The following is an 18,102-nucleotide window of genomic DNA, read 5'->3' as shown; positions in this document are numbered from 1 at the left end:
TACATTTGGCATTTATCATTTGGTCTTTATCATTCCTTTCTTTTTCACTCGCTTCGTAGCGTCTTCACCGGATTCATCAGCGCGGCTTTCACGCTTTGGTAACTGACGGTCAGGAGCGCAACGCCGACGGCCAGAAATGCGGCCAAGGCGAAAATCCACCACTGCATTTCGATTCGGTAGACGAAACTTTCCAGCCAGTAATTCATGGCGTACCAGGCCAGCGGGCTGGCAATCACCAGCGCAATCACCACCAGTTTCAGAAAATCTTTGGAAAGCAGGGCCACAATGCTGGCGACGGATGCGCCCAACACTTTCCGAACGCCAATTTCTTTGGTACGCTGCTCCGCCGTAAACGCCGTGAGACCAAACAAACCGAGACACGACACCAGAATGGTCAGAATGGCAAAGCAGAGAATAATGCGCCCGATCCGTTGTTCGGAGCGGTATTGCGCATCCAGATCCTGGTCCACAAAACCGTAGCTGATGGGGTGATCGGGGTCGATCTTTTTATACACCTGCGTGATGTCGCTCAGCGTTCGCGCCACCAGACCGGGTTTGGTTTTCACCAGCAGCGTAAAATAGAACTCTTTGGGCCGGAAGCGAAAAATGAAGGGCTCGATACCGACGTGCAAAGGCCGGAAATGGAAATCTTTCACCACGCCAACGATAGTCCCGTTCGTCCCCCAGAATTTGACCCGTTTTCCCACGGCACGAACGGGTGTCCATCCCATGCGTTTGGCGGCTGTTTCGTTGATGAGGTAAGCCCCCAGTGTAGACAAGGTGTCGCTGGTGATTCGGGTCGAAAAATTCCGCCCCGCAACCAGTGACATACCGACGGTTTTCACAAAATCGGCATCCACATTCATGTTGGTAATCAGAAACTCATCTTTCGGAACCTGCCCTTCCCATTCAATCGTCGAGCTGTTGTTCATATTGACCAGATTGCTCGTCGCAGTCGATACCTGTTCAACCCCCGGCAACTGTTCCACTTCCCTTTTGAGTAGCTGCGACTTCCCGCGCAAATCGCCTTTGAGCCGCACGTACAACAACTGCGATTGATCGAATCCCAATTTGGTATTCTGCATGTAGGACAACTGCCGATAGATCACGATGGTACTGATCGCCAGTGCAATGGACAACACAAATTGCCCGATCACCAGCGTTTGCCGAAAACCCCGCCCGGCTTTGACATTCGAAAAATGGCCCGCAACGCCGACTTTGAGCACCCGGATGGGCCGGAAAGAGGAGAGAAAAAAAGCCGGGTAGAGGCCCGTCAACAAACTGACAAACACAGTGAATCCGGCCAAGGTGAGCCAGAAAACCGGCAGTTGATACGGAATCTCCAGGTTTTTGTTCGCCAGATCGTTGAACAACGGCAACAGCAATTGAGCCAGTGCCAGCGATACCGCCACGGCCAGAACGGTCATCAGCAGTGCTTCGCCCAGAAATTGCGTCACCAGACTCCCCCGCTGCGCCCCGACACTTTTCCGAACGCCCACTTCTCTGGCCCGCTGCGAAGCCCGCGCCGTGGCCAGGTTGATGAAATTGATCACCGCAATGAGCAACACAATCAGCCCCACCGTGACGAAAATGCGGATGTAGGCGATATCACTGCGTCGGCCGTGATCGGTTTCGAACGCAAATTTGGAGTATAAATAGATTTCCGACAGCGGTTGCAGCAACAGGGGCGTTTCGTTGCCCGCATCATACCGTTTGAGCTGGTGGCGAACTTTATCCCCAAACGCGGTTGGGTCGGCGGGGCCGCCCGACGGATCGGGTTTGAGCTGAACGTACGTATGGTAGCTGTTGCTGTTCCATTTCATACTCCATTCATCGTTCCGTTCGAGCCACTTGAAGGGCAGCAGGACGTCAAACTCAATGTGCGACTGAACCGGCGGATTTTCCGCCACGCCCACCAGCATGAGTGTTTGCTCATTGTTGAGTTTGACCGACTGCCCCAGCACGCTCTGCTGCCGCCAGTTGGCCCCGAAAAACCGTTCGGCCATGGCCTCGCTGAAAATCACTTCATTGGGCGCCCGGAAAACCGTCAGGGGATTTCCCACAAGAAGCCGGTAACTGAATAGCCTGAAAAAACCGGGATCGACCACCAGCATCTGATTCGATTCTACCGACTGACGGTCCCGGCTCAGCAAACCCGACCACCGCCCGACGCGGGTGACCTGCTGCACGTCCGGAAAATCTTTCGTGAGGGTGGCCGCCAACGGACCGGGGGTGGCGGCTACGTCATAAATTCCGCCCGGCTGCTGCTGCTTTTCAACCAGGCGGTAAATGTGCTCGTAGTGGGTGTTGAATCGGTCGTAGCTCAGTTCATCATTTACATAAAGAGAAATTAGCAGGCAGCAGGCCATGCCGAGGGCCAACCCGCCGATGTTGATGAACGAATACACCCGGTTTTTGATCAGATGTCTGAATGCAATTTTGTAGTAGCTCCGCAACATGGCAGGGTGAAAGTTTGAGGGAGTTTGATGCACTTCTTTGCGTTGCCGACGGCGCACAAACGGCGGTAACACCGATACGACATTGAGCACATAGCGCACCGTAGCCTCGGTTTTGCCCGCCCGCTGGTGCCAGTAGACGTATAATTCATCCAGATCGCCCTCGACTTCCTCCAGCGTTTCCGACGGATGAAGCCAAGCCAGAAGCCGCTGTGCCCAGCGGGGCGGTTGTGGGCGGATAGGTAGAGGAGTCTTCTTCATGAGCCGCCGAGTTTCAGGGTGTTGGGAGGAAGCAGTTGCCAGAGTTCATTCCTGAGTTGCTGAATATCCTGCAACGCCCGGCTGCCCAGTGCCGTGACCTTGAACAGCCGCTTCCGCCGGCCACCGCGTTCGGCGGTGGACCCGCCGAGCAGGGACGTCACAAAGCCTTTTTCTTCCAGACGGATGAGCGTGTTGTGAACGGTTCCGAACGTCACCTGGCGGCCCGTATGCTGCTCAATCTCCTGGCTGACGGTTACGCCATAGGCATCCCCGTCGAGAATGGCCACCATCAACAAAACGATCTCTTCAAACTCTCCTAAATAAGTACGACGCATCGGGTTCCGGCATTAGTCTCTATTTTATCGTACAAATCCTTTGCCAAACCAGCCAATGCACTCTTGTAGCTCTATTTCAGCGTATTCCCACCGGGGGAGTGTCCAAATGCGGACAGTTTACGTCCTGAAACGGACACGATGAAACCCTGTCAGCGGTTGCAAAGACGGAATGACCAGAAAATGTCGGAAACGGTCGAAGACCCAGGATACGATTGCCCAAACAAAAAAGCCGGAAACGAGGCAGTTTCCGGCTTTTTACTTTCAGGGGCATTTTTTACTATTTTGCAATGATCACTTTCACGGCTTTTTGAACATTTTCGCCTTTCAGGGAACAGAAATACAGTCCGGCGGCCACATCCTGCAAGGTCACTTTCAGGTGGTATTTGCCAATCGCGTGGTGTTTGCGGGCCACCAGCGTCTGAATGATCCGGCCCTGCCCATCCACCAGATCAATCCCGGCATTGCCGGCCGACAGCAGTTGGTACAACACCGTTACTTCGACCGTGGCCGGATTCGGCGTCACCATCAGTTGTTCATTGCCCAGCAACTCATCCGTTCCGGCCACGCCTACGGTTTGCACGCCCGCCGTTGGTTTGACGGTTGTGGCCGCGCTCGGGTCGATCAGAACCGGTTTTGTAAACTCGATTTTTTTCTGAACGTCGTTTTTGCAATACCGCTCTTCGGCCCGGACAAAGGCTTTGACCGGCGATTGAATGGCCATTTCATTGCTGATGTTGCTTCCGAATTTGCTCAGAATATCCTTTTGAATTTTTTCTCCGGTTTCCGCAATCCGCACTACACCTTCCTGTTGGGTTGAAACAAAGGAAAAGAGTGGCACCGGAACACCTGCCGTCACCGCCCCGACATCCGTGGCCTGCGGAGCCATGCCCACCTGATGAACCGCCACATTCTCCATCGACGCCATGGGGGAATAGGACTTTGACGTAAATAACTCATTATCAAGCACAAAATCCTGCCAAGTGCCGTTTATATTCGTGATTTCGAATTGCGAATCCCGCCCCGAACCGGCTTCCGGGGCCGTAAAGCCGTTGGGGGTAATGATGCTAAACTGGGCGGTTACCAGCCGGTGCGTACTCGATATGGAAGGCACGTACCAGGCGGTGATGCGCTGGGTGGCTTTATCGTATGTCAACCGAAAGTCAACAGTCTGATCCTTCGCATTTTTATGGGTGCATTGCGCCACCGTCACACGGGCTCCCAACAGTCCCAATCCCAGGATCAAAGAAGCGTTTCGCAAAACCTTCATCAGGCGCGTAGTCGTTTTCATAGGCGGTCTTTCGGTGTGTTCATTTTTTTATTGTACAAACATACTACTTTAGAAGTTTTTTGTTCCCGAAAGTCACTATTTTGAAGGGCAAAAATGATTGAAAGGCGTTCGCTACGAGCGGGGAACAACCCAGTTGCCGTGATAATGGGCCTGAGCCAGCAGGTTGGCTTTCTCATTGCCAACAATCTGTTTTTTCTCAGCATCCCAGACCAGCTTCTCACCGGTTCGGTAGGCAATATTGCCCAGGTGCGCGTGAAGGGCCACATCCCGGCCCACTTCCACCGGACAGTTGGGCTTCTGCCGGGTCCGGACGCAGGTCACAAAGTTCTGTGTATGGTTGTCCAGATCCTTTCCATTCCCGAATTTCGGCGGCATGGCCGGAACGAGGTAATTCCCCGCGTCGGTTTCCGGAAAAAGCTCCCATTTGGAACGATCGATCACGACGGTTCCCAGGTTTCCGACGAAAGCCACGCCGTGTTCACGGTCGAACGGGCCGCGCCCCGTACCGAGTGACTGATCCCAGAGCAGCGTGAAATTCCCGTAATCATATACCACCTGCATCGTATCGGGCGTTTCGCTGGCGTGATCCGGAAAACCGTATTTGCCCCCCAGGGCCACGACGGTTTTGGGCGAACTGACGTTCATGCCCGCCAGCCCGATGTCGATCATGTGAGCACCCCAGTCGGTCATCAGCCCCCCTGCATAATCCCAGAAATAACGAAAACTCCGATGAAACCGGTTCGGGTTGAACGGGCGTTTCGGAGCCGGTCCCAGCCAGAAGTCGTAATCGACACCCGACGGAACGGGGCCGTCTGGCATAACCGGAAAACTTTTCCCGTACGGCATATACGCCCAGGTTTTCACCGAACGAATCCGGCCGATTTTTCCCGAACGCACAAAATCCAGAGCCGCATTCCAATGCAGACCGCTGCGTTGCCACTGCCCCACCTGCACAATGCGGTTGTGTTTTCGGGCGGCATCCACCATCAGATTACATTCTTCGATGGAATTGGCGAGCGGTTTTTCCACATACACATCCTTGCCAGCCTGACAGGCGTAGACGGTTTGAAGGCAATGCCAGTGGTCGGGTGTGCCGATGATCACGGCGTCGATGTCCTTGTTTTCCAGCAGTTTTCGAAAGTCGCTGTACAGAACCGGTTTTTTACCCGACGATTTTTCCAGTTCAGCCGCGCGTTTGTTCAGCACGTTGCTGTCGATATCGCACAAGGCGGCACACCGCACACCCGGCTGTTTGAGCATCGAGTTGAGGTCGGACCAGCCCATGCTGTTGCAGCCGATCAGGGCCACCACCACTTCATCGGTCGGGGCGGTTTTTACGGGTGCTGCAACGAGGTCGGTCAAGGCCGTCGTCAGACCGACACCGGTGGCGATTTGGGACGATTTCTGAAGAAATTTTCTGCGGGAAGTGGTCATCATGATTCAGGAATAGGAAAGCAGCAAATTAGTACAATACAGACTAATTTTATCATTCTTCCGGCAGGTTTTCAACATCGATTAATTTATAATAGATACAGCCACCCAGCCGATAGCCCCGGATTTCCCCTCTTCGGGTTCTATTCCATAGCTCTAAACGCGTAATTCCTAATTGATGAGCGGCTTCACGGCGGGTTATGTAACGATCTGGTTTATTTTCAGTAAGGGGACGGTGCTTCGCCATTGGGATGTTAAGTTTGGTGAAGCACAAAAGAATATTAAAAAACATACTAAAAACTTCATAGTGTGGTAGATAGATTAAAATACTGTAAGTCAATACATTAACAAAATTAGGGAGTTTTTAAAATCCCTCAATACATTGACTATCAACGAATTAACCTGTCACAAAAAACAAAATACAAAATAGACAATCAGTTGATTATAAACCACTTATATCATTTTTCAGTTTTTATATGTTCGAGAAAGTTTTTTATTATTATGATTTTGGAGTTTTCGCTGTAAGCACCCGCTGGGTCATTCAATTGATTCAAGTACTGGCTAAATGTACTCCTATTAAATTTTAAGCCGTATTTATCTTGAAAACTAGAAGTAATGATATCTACTGTCTTCGTTCTGTTAAAATTATATCGATTCTGCATTCGGGTGGTTTTATCTAAATCATATATAAGGAAGGCTAATTCAATTTTTGACTTTAACCAAGTAATTCCGTGGCATCTTCCATGTCCTTTAAATAAAAAATATAAAGACCTCTCATCGGAGCTTTTAACATAAGAGTTGTCAATTAAAAAAATTATTAAAATCCTAAGCCCTTCTTCTGATAATACAAAGCTATCAGAAGAATGAAAACTATATACATACTTATTTAAGTATCGAAAACAGTAAAAAAAATAACTTTTACGAGCCAATAGAAATGTAAATAATTTTTCTTGTGTATTCCATTGTGTTGTTCGTCGTGGAAGCAAATCTGCATCATTAAGTCTAATTACGTGTTTCTCATCATAAGCATCTACCAATATTCTTTTCATTACGTGAAAAGATGATGAAAAATATCGTGGCGAGGGTGAAGTCCAGAAAAAGCCATAAAAGCACTTACTTTTTATACCATCGATTATATCTTTTAGGCTAGACCAATAAGCCAAAACTTCGTCGTAATCAGCCCCGTGTCTTCTCTGATATCTAAAATCTAAAAATTTATCATATTCGCTGGATGCTAAAATATATTTTTCCAAATACGGATCAATCTGGTTTTTGAATCTCTGAAAAGCTTCTTTAGATTGTTGGTTGGCCTGTTTAATAATTCGGCGTCGCTGGTGAGGCTTAAAATTTAATTCACACGTTACCCCCTGAAAGTGGTTGAGGTTATCATTAAAATCATAATAAATTTCTGAGTTTTCTATAAAATAAGGCATACCGTTTTCGAAAAAAACCGTCAGGCCAACACTAGCAGCAATTAGAGTTGATTGCCACTGGCATTTTCTGAGGGAAAGAGTAGGAAAATTAGAAATACGCATTCTCAACTTACAATCCATCTTGCATCTTTTCAAGTCCAGCGTAACATTCAGCAGTTTTTAGCACCGGGATTTGACCGCAACTACTCATCAGGGCTGAGACAGGCCAGAATCAACGTTGCAAATTTCATTGTAATTTTAGCGATTGTTGTGACGCAAAGGTGGCCGGGTGGCGGTTATGAAAACAGAACAAAACCGACAGCCGGTTCCAGCATTTCTACCTGTATACGACCCTTAACCCATGCAGATTACCATCAAAAACAAGCTGAACCAGCGCGAACTGTTCCGAATCAAACGGATGAAGGAGGTGATTAAAACCACGAATCCGCATGGTCACAAAGACTACCTCGAAATCATTTACCTCGACGCCGGTGCCGGTACGCATCAGATTGATTTCAACCGGTTTACCGTAAAACCGCATAGCCTGTATCTGGTGATGCCGGGCCAGATCCATAGCTGGGAACTGACCGAGATTCCGAAGGGGTACGTGGTGATGGTGCAGAAGGACTTTTTGCTGGATCATCCTTTTTACGAAGCGCTGTTTCAAACGTTTCCGCTGGCTTTTCCGAGCGGTTTTGACCTGAGCCATATCCATCCAACCATCGTAGAGCTGTTCCGAAGCATCGAGGTCGAATATGAACAGCAGAACAGTAACTACCAGGCCATCATTCAGACCTATCTCCAGTTGCTGCTCAACCTGCTGAAAAGGGAAATTAAATCGGATGAAAGCCAGGTACTTCCAACCCTTTTAAAAGAGTTCTTCGCGCTGGTCGATGCGCAATTCAGAACCAACCGCGAGGTGGGCGACTACGCGCGACAATTGAATGTTACGTCTAAAACGCTCAACAACACCTGCCGGAAAATCGTGAACCGAACGGCGGGCGAAATCATCGACGAACGGCTGACGACCGAATCGAAAAAACTGCTTTTGTATTCCTTCCAAACCTTGAAGGAAGTGACGTATGAACTGGGTTTTACGGACCCCTCCCATTTTAACAAGTTCTTTAAACGCCAGACGGGCGTTTTGCCGAGCATCTACCGGAAGGGAATTTCCTGAATGTACCAGTTTACGGCTGTAATCTACAAAACCGCCTGACATAGCGGGAGATACCTTTGCCCCTGACTAACTCAACAGGCGAAGGTATACTTCCAATGAAATTTTTTGTAACCCTGCTGGCCACATTTCTGGCGATCCCGTTCGTTCACGCCCAAAATTCCGGATCAATTACCGGTAAAATGGTCGATCAGGAAACCAGCCGCCCCTTGCCTTTTGGCTCGGTAGCACTTTACAAAAGCCAGGATTCGACCCTGGTAAATGGCACCCTGACGGACGACGCGGGAAATTTCAGATTCGATAACGTGCCCGCTGCGCCCTACTACGTGGAAGCCCAGTACATCGGCTACCGCAAAAAACGGTTCAGCTTTCCGGTCTCGGGCCAGTCACCCGCTCCCCAAACCATCGCATTACAGGCTGATACGCAGACACTTCAGCAGGTGAACGTCCAGGGCGAACGGCAAACCGTCGAAAACAAAATTGACCGGCAGGTCTACCGGGCGGATAAATTCATCGGCAGCCAGGGCGGAACGGCCATCGACGTCCTGAAAAACACGCCTTCCGTCACAGTCGACAGCGAAGGTGGCATTACGCTCCGGGGGTCGTCGGGTTTTCTGGTGCTGGTCAACGGAAAACCGGTTCAAACCGATCCGGCCCTGATTTTAAACCAGATTCCTGCCAATTCGATTGAAAACGTCGAAGTGATCACTTCCCCCTCGGCCCGGTTCGACCCGGACGGCAAGGGCGGTATCATCAACATTACGACGAAAACCGCACAGGTCGGCCAGCGGTCTTTTTCGGCCAATATTCAGGGCGGTTTGCCTTCGCTGTATACCTATGACAACCTGAACAAGCCCGTCCGGTTTGGGGCCGATGCCACGTTCAGTATGAAGTCGGCCAAGTGGGATGTAACCGTCAGCGGGAATTATTTCCGCAACGACATTGCCGGTCGGCGGGTGGGCGACGTCAACACCACCATTGGCAACCGCTACACGGCCTTCCCCTCGGTGGGCGAACGGAGTTTTATCCGGTATAACTACACAGGCCGGGCTTCGGCTACCTATACGCCCAACGAAAACAACGCGTTTTCGGCGGGGTTCTACACCGGTTTTCGTTCGCAGTCGCGCCGGGCCGACATCGTTTACGACAATACCAAAACCGACCTGGTTACGGGGGATGTCATCGGCCGGATTTCGTATTTTAATTCGAACATTGCCCGCAAGACCAGCGCCATTACGCTCGGCAATCTGGATTACAGCCACACTTTTTCCAACAAATCCCTTCTTACGGTTTCCGGCCTTTTCGAAAAGGCGGATCTGGACGGGTTAACGACCAATGCGAACCTGCGGATGCCCGACCGGCAGACGGTTTTGCAGAACACCCGCAACCCCAGCCAGAATCCGCTGAATGCGTACCGGTTGAAGGCCGATTACGCCGTCACGCTGGGCAAGGGCAAACTCGAAACCGGTTACCAATACCGCAACCAGGTTCAGAAAGGCAATTTTCAGTACCTCGACCAGAATCTGGAAACCGGTGCGTTTGTTGCCGTTCCCCAGTTCAGCAGCACGACGAAAGTTCTCAACGAGATTCATTCGGTGTATGGGCAGTATTCGGCCAAAACCAGTAAGCTGGAATACATCGGCGGGCTGCGGTATGAATACGCCACGCGGGCGTTTACGGCGGGGAATCAGGAAACCCGTAACCTGAATTTATCCAACCTTTTCCCGTCCCTGAATGTCCAGTACGCCATCAGCAAAACCCTGCGGGCCAAAGCCGGATACAGCAAACGGGTGCAACGCTCGACCAACAACGAGCTGAATCCATTCCCGGAGCGCGAACACTCCGAAACCCTCGAATCCGGCGATCCCAACATTCTGCCGGAGTTCATCGACCTGTCGGAAATCGGACTGATCAAGGATTTTGATAAGGGAAACCTCTTCGTAACGCTCTACAACCAGCGGATTAAAAATGTGGTCAACCGCGTCAACAGCGTTTACAACGACACGATTCTGAACCGGATTTATACGAATGCCGGGCTGGCCACGTCCTGGGGACTGGAAGCCGGAACGACTTTGAATCTAACGAAAGCCTGGCAGGTGTATGCGGGCGGAAATGTGTACCGCTACCAGATCAAGGGGGCGCTGTTCAACAACGCCGTGATCGTGAACACGTCGAGTGTGGTTTATTCCATCAACGCCAATACGACGGTCCGGTTGTCGCCCACGTTTCAGGTTCAGGCCACCCTGAATTACCTCTCGAAACGGATCACGGCCCAGGGCGAGGATTCCCGGTTTATCATTCCGGGTGCGTCGGCCAAAAAGACCTTTTTAAAGGGCCGGATGACGGCCACCCTGCAATGGCAAAACATTGACCTGGGTTTACTGGGCACCAACCAGCAACGCATCACGACCTTTGGCCGGAATTTTTACACCACGACCAATTACATCCAGGAAACCGACATTTTCCTGCTGAACCTCAGTTACACCTTTAACCAGACGGCCAAAAAGGCCCGGCTGCCGGCCAGCGAATTTGGGGAGAAGGAGTTTTGAACAGGTGGAAGTCGGGGTGAAATCCGAACGAACGGCATACGATTAATTTGACCCAACCAGCGCGGCCCTATCGCCCCAGCAACTTCCGGAACGGTTTCAGAATCAGCCCCCCGATCCGGCGCACCGACGTTGGAATCGTGATGCGCATCGCGTAGCCTTCGTTGTCCTGTTTGATGTACTCGTCGATGTATTTGTTGGCGACCTTTTCGCCGGTGATGATGTTGGTAATCTGGCGCAGATACAATTTATCCAACGGCATGTCCGATTGTAACGGCGTGTAATACACGCAATCCTGAAAGAAGTAATGCGTTACCTGGCTGTAGCGGGTCGAACCGGGGGTCAGAATCTTCTCGCCACCGTGGAGTAAATTGGCGGCCCAAATGATGGCATGACCCTTTTTCATATTCAGAATCGCCTTCTTCAGATCCTGAGCCTCAATCATATCGCTCAGAAAATCAGCGTATTTGGGATAGGTCTTCCCGTAGGCTTCATCCAGGCTTTTGGCCGACGTGGCCCGAATTCCAATGTCTGACAAATCATAAAATGGCAGCTTGTGACTACCCGGATAATAGTGTAGCGGACCGTTGTCGTCGCGGACGTCCTCCAGCGCCACCCAGACCCCGCACATGAACCGCTGCGGAATCGAATGAAAGTGCATCGAATCGCTGTGTGTCCGTTGCTGCGTACCCAGTTTAAAGTTCAGGGTCTGAAACGGAATTGGCTCCCGGCGATACAGCGTTCGCAGCACGTCCAGCACCTTCGGAGCGATGGCAATCTGCCGCACGGCGTCGACATCCCGCCAGGCATCCTGAATCCGGTCATCCTTGACTGCCAGGTGTTTAGGCTCCAGCTTTTCCAGGGCCGTGTTCAGAATCGATTCGTCAATATCGGGATCGAAAACCACAAAACCGCCTTCTGAAAACTGCGTTACAATGCGTTCCATTTCGGGACTTAAATTCGCCTTTTTTAATTCGGAACGAAAAAAAGGAGACTCCGTCCACGGAAGATTCATGCTGTAATTTTCGGTAGATTGTGAGGTTGCCACGGCCATCGGAATAAAGAGGATTAAGGGTGTGAACCAAATTTATAACGCTATTGATTAGCACGTCACTTACGATGCCATAAAAGTAATTAATTATTTTTATTGGTTGGTTTATTCAGGATATTTGCCCCGGCAAACGTCCGGCGTTATCTTGCGCGATGTTCGACGAAAATACCATCCATACACTTCTCTGGCTTCTCATCGTTCTGCCCTTTCTGAGTGGCACCCTGAGCCTGTTGGCGGGTCGGCGAATCAATCTCTGGGCCGGGGGTGCAGCCGCAGTCCTGACGCTGGCCGGGCTGGGTTTGTCGGTCTTCGTGGCCACCCAAACCGGCACCGATGTTCTGACTCTCCGCACAGACTGGCTTCTGATCCCGGGTCGGGCGGTTCCCATCACTTTCCGGCTCGACGCGCTCACCTTACTGATGCTGGTCATTGTGCATTTCATTGCCCTGCTGGTCCAGCTTTATTCCATTTCCTATCTGCACGACGAACGCGACCGCTACCGGTATTTTGGTTTTTTGAGTCTTTTCATCGGTTCCATGCTCGGCATTGTTCTGGCGGGCAATCTAATCGTTCTGTATGCCTTCTGGGAGCTGGTTGGCCTGTCGTCGTATCTGCTCATCGGTTTCTGGTTTCAAAAACCGGCTGCGGCTGCTGCTGCTAAAAAGGCGTTTATCATGAACCGCATTGGCGATGCGGGTTTTCTCCTCGGTATTTTTCTGTTGCTTTTTCAATCGGGAACCACCGACCTGGCCGAACTCCCGGATCTGTTTGTTTCCAACGGGCCGCTGGCGACGCTGACCGGTTTTTGTCTCTTTTGCGGCTGTATTGGCAAGTCGGCCCAGTTTCCGCTCACGACCTGGCTCCCCGACGCGATGGAAGGGCCAACGCCGGTTTCGGCCCTGATTCATGCCGCCACGATGGTAGCCGCCGGTATTTTCCTGCTCGCCCGCATCCACTTCTTACTGACACCCGACGCCCTGCTGCTCATCACCATCGTCGGCACGATCACCATGGTGATGGCGGCTTATTCGGCGCTCTATCAAACCGATATTAAAAAAGTACTGGCCTATTCTACCGTCTCGCAACTCGGTCTGATGGTAATCGGGATGGGAACCGGCAACGTAACCGGAGCGCTTTTTCACCTAACGACCCACGCCTTTTTCAAAGCCGGGCTGTTTCTGGCGGCCGGGTCGGTCATTCACGGCGTTCATACGCAGGACATGCGGCAGATGGGCGGTTTACGCAAAGCCATGCCCCTCACCTTCATTGGTTGGGCGGTTTGCGCGGCTGCGCTGGCCGGCATTCCCTTTTTCTCCGGTTTTCTGTCGAAAGAAACCATTCTGACCGGCGCATTCGACTGGGCTGGCGCGCAGGGCGGTTTGGCCTATGTCATTCCCATCCTGGCGATTTTATCGTCTGGCTTAACAGCCTGTTACATGGCCCGGCAAGGTCGGCTGGTGTTCTTTGGTGACGCCCGAAACCCGGAAAATCGGGCGCACGAATCGGATCGGCTGCTGACGGTTCCGGTCCTGATGCTGGCGGTTTTATCCATCGGTTTTGTGTTTGCCGGAAACCCGTTTTCGGCGGAACAGAGCTGGTTTTTTCACCTATTTCCCGCCTTGGACAATCACGGAGGTCATCTTTGGATTGCGCTGCTTTCCATTTCAGTCGTTGCGGTTGGGTTGTGGCTGGGCTGGCGAATGCCGGTTTTGACGAAATCAACCTCTCTGAGCCGGTTGTCGGAACACAACTGGTACCTCGATGGCTTCTATAAACGGCTGATTGTTCGACCCTTTGTTCGGCTGGCGTATCTTTCATACGGTTTCGACCGCCGGGTCATCGACAAGCTGGTTGATTTCATCGGCATCGGCACCGTCGTGCTGGCACACATGATCGGCTGGGCGGATCGCATGATTGTCGATGGGCTCGTCAACGGGGCGTCGTGGCTGACGCATCGGCTGGGCAACCTGACGCGATCGGTGCAAAACGGCCGGGTGCAATCCTACATTGCCAGTGCGGTGGTGGGTTTATTAGTAATTCTCTGGTTTTTGATCTAGTCGGCAGCCGCGTTGGCGGTTCCTGACAAACTATTATGCTGTCATCACTCCTATTCATTCCCTTGCTCGGGTCGCTGCTCGTGGTTCTTTTGCCCGACAGCCGGAAAAACGTTTATAAGTGGATTACCCTGGTTGCCTGTAGCCTCGAACTGCTGGTCTGCGGAACCATTTATGCCGCCTTCGACCCCACGCAGACCGACTACCAACTCCTCGAACGCTTCGACTGGATCAGCCTGCCGCTGGGTTCGCTCGGCGTCGTTTCCATTGATTATCTGGTGGGTATCGACGGCATTAGCCTGCCGCTGGTTTTGCTGACGGGCGCAATCATGCTCGTTGGTGCCCTCTCCTCCTGGACCATCGATAAGCGCTTAAAAGCCTACCACGCCCTGTATCTCTTGCTGACGGCCACCATCATCGGCTGCTTTATTGCCCTCGACTTTTTCCTGTTTTTCCTCTTCTTCGAATTCATGCTGCTGCCGATGTATTTCCTCATCGGTTTATGGGGTGGGCCGCGCCGGGAATATGCGTCCATCAAATTTTTCCTGTACACGCTGGCGGGTTCGGTTTTGATTCTGCTGGTGATGATCAGCCTGTATTTATCAGTCATGGACCCGGTCGAAACCGCCATCAACATCGGCCTGATCGGCGACCGGTCGGAAATCACCGACGAGATCATCCGTCAGGTCCAGTTTCTGCTGGCCGATTACAAAATCCAGTCGCAGCAACTGGTGCATACCTTCGACCTGCGCTACATGGCCCACGGCGGCAATTACCTGCCCAACTCGTTTCTGGGGCCAACCGGCGAAATCGTCATATTCGGCCTTCCGTCACGGATGCTGGCTTTCCTCTGCGTTTTTCTGGGATTTGCCATCAAACTGCCCGTCGTGCCTTTTCACACCTGGCTCCCCGACGCCCACGTGGAAGCGCCAACACCGGTTTCGGTGGTGCTGGCGGGGGTGTTGCTCAAAATTGGCGGCTACGGTTTTCTGCGAATTGGCTGGGGGCTGTTTCCCGACGGAGCCGCCGAATATGCCCTGCTGCTGGCCGGTTTAGGCGTTATTTCGATTGTCTACGGTGGCTTTAACGCACTGGCACAGAGCGATCTCAAGAAAATGATTGCCTACTCGTCCGTCTCCCACATGGGTTTTGTGCTCCTCGGCATATCCTCGCTCACTTCGGAAGGCGTCAACGGCGCTGTCTACCAAATGGCGAGCCACGGCGTGTTATCGGCCATGCTGTTTTTGCTCACCGGCGTTCTCTACGACCGCACCCACGACCGGCGCATCGATAGTTACCGGGGTCTGGCCAGCACCATGCCCACTTACACCGCCCTGACCGCCATTGCGTTTTTTGCCTCCCTGGGGTTACCCGGTTTTTCCGGTTTCGTGGGCGAACTCTTTACGCTGATGGGCAGTTTCCAATCGCTCTGGCTACCCGGCTGGATGACGGCCGTTGCCACGCTGGGCATCATCCTGGCGGCTGCGTATTTTCTCTGGACGCTCCAGCGCATGTTCTTCGGAACGCTCTGGTCGCGCACCGAATTCATCGGTCAGCTTACGGATCTCACGGCCCGCGAACGGCTCATGCTGATTCCGCTGGCGGCTCTGGCACTGTTGCTCGGTTTATTCCCCAATCTCCTGTTCAATCTCTCCAACGCCACCATTGCGCAGTGGATCCAGCGGTTTAGTGTAGAATAGTTGATAGGAATGATAGGAACGCGGATTGAACGGATGCAACGGATCAAAACTGATTTATCCGTAAAAATCCATTGCATCCGTTCAATCCGCGTTCCTATCAAAAAAATCACCAGCTTCTGTGGCTAAAAGTTTGTATTATTACTAGCCGTTAGCCCCCTTTCTTCCAGGGCTTTACAAGCTGCTATTCCAAACTCACCACGGGCCAAGGCCCATTGCTACCGAAAACTATGTTTCTTCTGATCCTTGGCGCACTCGCCTTAATCATCGGTTTCGCCACCAATACGCCGTCGCTTGAATTCTCGCGCTTTTCCCGACCACTAAAAGTAGTCGGTATTATATTGATCCTGATCGGATTAGCCACTTCGTCCATTCGTCAAATTGATGCCGGGACCGTGGGTGTCCAGAGTTTGTTTGGCAGTGTACAGGATCGCGTTCTGGAAAGTGGCCTGAATTGGGTCAACCCCCTGGTCGAAGTCACGGAATTTGACGTTAAAACGCAGAACTACACCATGTCGGGTGTTCAGGACGAGAGTGGTCAACAGGGTGATGACGCCATCCGGGTGCTCACCGCCGACGGTCTGGAAGTCATCATCGATCTGACGGTTTTATACCGCGTTAACCCCACCGAAACACCGCGAATTTACCGCAGCATCGGTTCGGATTATTCCAACAAAGTCGTTCGACCGATCACCCGCACCCGCATTCGGGACAATGCCGTTTATTACGATGCCGTGGCGCTTTATTCCACCAAACGGGATGAATTTCAAAACCGCATCTACAAAACCATCGAATCTGACCTGACAAAACGCGGGCTGATGCTGGAACAGTTGCTGATCCGGAATATCAACCTCCCCGCGTCTGTCAAAACCACCATCGAATCGAAAATCAATGCCGAGCAGGATGCCCAGAAAATGCAGTTTGTTCTGCAAAAAGAACGGCAGGAAGCGGAGCGGAAGCGCGTCGAAGCCCAGGGTATCGCCGATTACCAGAAAATTCTGGCCACGGGCTTGTCCGACAAACAGTTGGTCTACGAACAGATTAAGGCCCAGCGCGAACTGGCCGCTTCGCCCAATGCCAAAATCATCGTTCTGGGCGGACGTGGGAATGTGCCGCTGATTCTGAATGATAAATAACCGGCTTGCCTCCGAAAAACTGCTTTTCAGCAACAATAGCCCATTCCAGACCCCAAGCAGTACTATAGACGGTCTATTCTACAAACTGGTATGCAATCAACTTCTACGGCTGCTTCAGAGCCTGCCCTTGCCCAACCGGCGCCCGTCCGGCGTCTGATGTCCCTGGATGCCCTGCGGGGTTTCGACATGTTCTGGATTGCCGGAGGAGAAGAAATTTTTCACGTTCTGGCCAAAACCACCGGCTGGGCCTGGGCCTTCTTCATGGCCGAACAGTTCACCCACGTCGAGTGGGACGGTTTTCGGCCCTACGACTGCATCTTTCCGCTTTTTCTGTTTATGGCGGGCGTTTCCACGCCGTTTGCCGTCGGAAGCCGGCTGGAACGGGGCGTTGCGAAAAGCGAACTGGCCCGAAAAATCATCACGCGCGGTCTGATTCTGGTGGCGCTGGGCATCGTTTACAACAATGGTTTGTTCACCAAACCCATCAGCGACATGCGATTTCCGAGCGTTCTGGCGCGGATCGGTCTGGCCGGGATGTTTGGTCAATTGATCTACCTGTATTTCCCGAATCCGAAAGTCCAGTACGCCTGGTTTGCCGGTTTGCTGCTGGGCTACTGGGCCGCGATGAAACTGATTCCGGTACCGGGCTGCGGGGCGGGCGTCTTGACGATGGATTGCAGTCTGGCGGGTTACGTCGACCGGTCGGTGCTGCCGGGTCGTCTGTATCTCAAAGTGCATGATCCAGAGGGCCTGTTTTCCACCATTCCCGCCATCGCAACGGCCTTGCTCGGCATTTTTTCCGGGAAATTGCTCCGCAGCGACGGCCCATCCGCCCACCGCGATCAGAAAACACTGTGGCTGGTGCTGGGCGGCATCTCCTGTCTGGTGCTGGGCTATAGCTGGGGGCTGGTGTTCCCGATCAATAAAAACCTGTGGACCAGTTCCTTCACGCTGGTAGCCGGGGGCTGGAGCATCCTGATGCTGGCGTTGTTTTACTGGATTATCGACGTTAAAAAAGTGAGCGGCTGGGCGTTTTTCTTTACGGTGATCGGCATGAATTCCATCCTGATCTACATCGCCGGGGAGTTCATCGACTTCGAATACGCGGCCAAATTCTTCTTCGAAGGCATTCTCAGTTTCTTCTCCGAACCCGTCCGGGCGGTGGGTGCCGTGCTGGCGTTCCTGGCCGTGAAGTGGGCGTTTCTGTATTTTCTGTATAAGAAGAAGGTGTTTTTGAGAGTTTGAGTTGTTTCGCGGAGTT

The 18,102-nt window shown here is 52.2% G+C and carries 13 protein-coding genes; 6 read left to right on the top strand and 7 right to left on the bottom strand.

Annotated elements, in window-relative coordinates:
* Positions 1-44: 44 nt before the first annotated feature.
* The 6 genes from ACS5NO_RS07865 to ACS5NO_RS07840 form a co-directional block, all read right to left on the bottom strand.
* Positions 45-2,717, bottom strand: a complete 2,673-nt coding sequence (locus ACS5NO_RS07865; protein WP_439414629.1) for an ABC transporter permease — start codon at positions 2,715-2,717, stop codon at positions 45-47.
* Positions 2,714-3,052 (bottom strand): PadR family transcriptional regulator, encoded by a 339-nt coding sequence (locus ACS5NO_RS07860; protein WP_114408301.1) that lies wholly within the window; start codon positions 3,050-3,052, stop codon positions 2,714-2,716. The genes ACS5NO_RS07865 and ACS5NO_RS07860 overlap by 4 nt, the downstream gene beginning before the upstream one ends.
* Before the next feature lie 277 nt (positions 3,053-3,329).
* Positions 3,330-4,340 carry a T9SS type A sorting domain-containing protein gene (locus ACS5NO_RS07855; protein ID WP_439414628.1) on the bottom strand — a complete coding sequence of 337 codons (1,011 nt, stop codon included), beginning with the start codon at positions 4,338-4,340 and terminating at the stop codon, positions 3,330-3,332.
* A gap of 111 nt (positions 4,341-4,451) precedes the next feature.
* On the bottom strand, positions 4,452-5,777 hold the full coding sequence (locus ACS5NO_RS07850) for a Gfo/Idh/MocA family protein (protein ID WP_439414627.1): 1,326 nt from the start codon (positions 5,775-5,777) through the stop codon (positions 4,452-4,454).
* A 49-nt stretch (positions 5,778-5,826) separates the two neighbouring features.
* Positions 5,827-6,018 carry a hypothetical protein gene (locus tag ACS5NO_RS07845; protein WP_439414626.1) on the bottom strand — a complete coding sequence of 64 codons (192 nt, stop codon included), beginning with the start codon at positions 6,016-6,018 and terminating at the stop codon, positions 5,827-5,829.
* Between the two features lie 211 nt (positions 6,019-6,229).
* Positions 6,230-7,306: a hypothetical protein gene (locus ACS5NO_RS07840; RefSeq protein WP_439414625.1), complete on the bottom strand. Its 1,077-nt coding sequence runs from the start codon at positions 7,304-7,306 to the stop codon at positions 6,230-6,232.
* Positions 7,307-7,544: 238 nt separating this feature from the next.
* Here ACS5NO_RS07840 and ACS5NO_RS07835 point away from each other — a divergent pair, with 238 nt between their 5' ends.
* Both ACS5NO_RS07835 and ACS5NO_RS07830 read left to right on the top strand, forming a co-directional pair.
* Complete coding sequence (locus tag ACS5NO_RS07835) at positions 7,545-8,360, top strand: helix-turn-helix domain-containing protein (RefSeq protein WP_439414624.1); 816 nt, start codon at positions 7,545-7,547, stop codon at positions 8,358-8,360.
* 95 nt (positions 8,361-8,455) lie between these two features.
* On the top strand, positions 8,456-10,906 hold the full coding sequence (locus tag ACS5NO_RS07830) for a TonB-dependent receptor (protein WP_439414623.1): 2,451 nt from the start codon (positions 8,456-8,458) through the stop codon (positions 10,904-10,906).
* Between the two features lie 67 nt (positions 10,907-10,973).
* Here ACS5NO_RS07830 and ACS5NO_RS07825 read toward each other — a convergent pair whose 3' ends face one another.
* Complete coding sequence (locus ACS5NO_RS07825) at positions 10,974-11,849, bottom strand: phytanoyl-CoA dioxygenase family protein (RefSeq protein ID WP_439414622.1); 876 nt, start codon at positions 11,847-11,849, stop codon at positions 10,974-10,976.
* Between the two features lie 257 nt (positions 11,850-12,106).
* Here ACS5NO_RS07825 and nuoL point away from each other — a divergent pair, with 257 nt between their 5' ends.
* The 4 genes from nuoL to ACS5NO_RS07805 all read left to right on the top strand — a co-directional run bounded on the left by nuoL (position 12,107) and on the right by ACS5NO_RS07805 (position 18,086).
* Entirely contained in the window at positions 12,107-14,011 is a 1,905-nt protein-coding gene (nuoL, locus tag ACS5NO_RS07820; protein ID WP_439414621.1) for an NADH-quinone oxidoreductase subunit L, read from the top strand.
* A 35-nt stretch (positions 14,012-14,046) separates the two neighbouring features.
* On the top strand, positions 14,047-15,708 hold the full coding sequence (locus tag ACS5NO_RS07815) for a complex I subunit 4 family protein (protein WP_439414620.1): 1,662 nt from the start codon (positions 14,047-14,049) through the stop codon (positions 15,706-15,708).
* Between the two features lie 227 nt (positions 15,709-15,935).
* A complete protein-coding gene (locus ACS5NO_RS07810; protein ID WP_114408310.1) occupies positions 15,936-16,841 on the top strand; it encodes a prohibitin family protein in 906 nt (301 codons plus the stop codon).
* A 90-nt stretch (positions 16,842-16,931) separates the two neighbouring features.
* On the top strand, positions 16,932-18,086 hold the full coding sequence (locus tag ACS5NO_RS07805; RefSeq protein ID WP_439414619.1) for an acyltransferase family protein: 1,155 nt from the start codon (positions 16,932-16,934) through the stop codon (positions 18,084-18,086).
* Positions 18,087-18,102: the final 16 nt, after the last annotated feature.

The sequence above is a fragment of the Larkinella fluvii genome (genome assembly GCF_051857545.1).
Classification (GTDB): domain Bacteria; phylum Bacteroidota; class Bacteroidia; order Cytophagales; family Spirosomataceae; genus Larkinella.
This window is presented reverse-complemented; position numbering and strand designations above follow the sequence as displayed.